Annotated in this window: 2 protein-coding genes and 1 pseudogene; all 3 read left to right on the top strand. The window is 60.9% G+C overall.

Annotation, left to right across the window (positions count from 1 at the left end; genetic code table 11):
- Nucleotides 1-411: 411 nt before the first annotated feature.
- Nucleotides 412-657, top strand: a complete 246-nt coding sequence (locus tag EN932_RS36625) for a DUF680 domain-containing protein (RefSeq protein WP_128338248.1) — start codon at nucleotides 412-414, stop codon at nucleotides 655-657.
- Between the two features lie 59 nt (nucleotides 658-716).
- Nucleotides 717-944, top strand: coding sequence for a DUF680 domain-containing protein (locus EN932_RS36620; RefSeq protein WP_063170610.1), 228 nt, complete (start codon nucleotides 717-719; stop codon nucleotides 942-944).
- Between the two features lie 94 nt (nucleotides 945-1038).
- Nucleotides 1039-1144: pseudogene (locus tag EN932_RS39400) on the top strand (MBL fold metallo-hydrolase); the annotation flags it as partial.

Raw genomic sequence — 1144 nt, 5'->3', positions numbered from 1 at the left:
CTCTGAGGGCGGTTTTTCGCTGGTGCAGTGGAGCGACGGCGCCTTCTCCTACTGGGCGATTTCCGACATGGAGCGGCCGGAGCTGGACGATTTCGTAGCGCGCTTCCGCGCCGCCACCGTGACCGGCTGATAGCCGACCGCCCAGACCTTTTCAGCCAATATCAAGTGCGACGTCACCGCTGGCTCGGCTACTTCGCGGTCAGACAGACCCACGGCACCAGATGGTGCCGACCTCGGACGTGCGCGTGCAGCGTCGGCTGGCCCAGTTCCCGACAGCCGCCGTCCCTGATTTTGGGACCTCCAAAAGAATTTCGCGCAACCCGGGAATAAAGGGATGTCTTGGCGAGTCTTGTTGTTAGCGGGGCCAATTTCCCGGCACGCAACCAAGAAACGAAACAAGGATCTACCAAAATGACCAAGCTCGCTCTCAGCGTGGCTGCCATGCTGCTTGCCTCAAGCGCTGCCTTTGCCGGCAGCGACCATGGCGCCAACAACTCCAACCAGCCGGCCACCAGCATCGACACCAACGCTACTGCTTCCATTCCCTCCACGCCGCGTCAGGACAGCGTCGACTCCAAGGTGACGACCGGGCCGAGCCAGGGGTCGGTTCAGGACATCATCAACCGGCACAACAACGACGGACTCTGGGGCCGCTGAACGCGCCTCGACCTCCAAACAACAACTTCTCTCAATCCTCAAGATCAGGAACTGTTTCAATGAAAAAGATCGTCCTTACCGCTGCCGCCATCCTCGTTGCCAGTGGCACGGCCTTCGCCGGCAGCGACCACTACGGCTCGAACACTTCCCGCCAGCCGGTCGCCAGCCATTCGGCTTCAAAAATCGACACCTCGCACACCAGCTCGATCCGAGAGGTCAAGAAGATCCATGGTGGTGCCGATGCCAGCGTGCCGGCGCAGTACGGCCAGGGCATCTGGGGCAACTGAGTTTCATCCGGTCAGGACCGATAGGTTCGGCAATCAGGACGGAGGGCCACGCTTGGCTTTCCGCCACCCCCACCTCTTAACACAGGAGATCATCATGTTTAACATGACACGTCGCACGTTGCTTGGGTCCGCAACTGCCGCTGCCGCATTCGGCCTCGCCGGCAGGTTGGAATTCACCCGTCCTGCCTTCGCCGAAACAG

Source organism: Mesorhizobium sp. M7A.F.Ca.US.002.01.1.1 (genome assembly GCF_004022955.1).
GTDB classification, from domain to species: domain Bacteria; phylum Pseudomonadota; class Alphaproteobacteria; order Rhizobiales; family Rhizobiaceae; genus Mesorhizobium; species Mesorhizobium ciceri.
This window is presented reverse-complemented; position numbering and strand designations above follow the sequence as displayed.

Excerpts from the sequence above, each read along its gene's own strand:
- EN932_RS36625 (WP_128338248.1), top strand. The coding sequence starts at position 412 with ATGACCAAGCTCGCTCTCAGCGTGGCTGCCATGCTGCTTGCCTCAAGC.
- EN932_RS36620 (WP_063170610.1), top strand. The coding sequence starts at position 717 with ATGAAAAAGATCGTCCTTACCGCTGCCGCCATCCTCGTTGCCAGTGGC.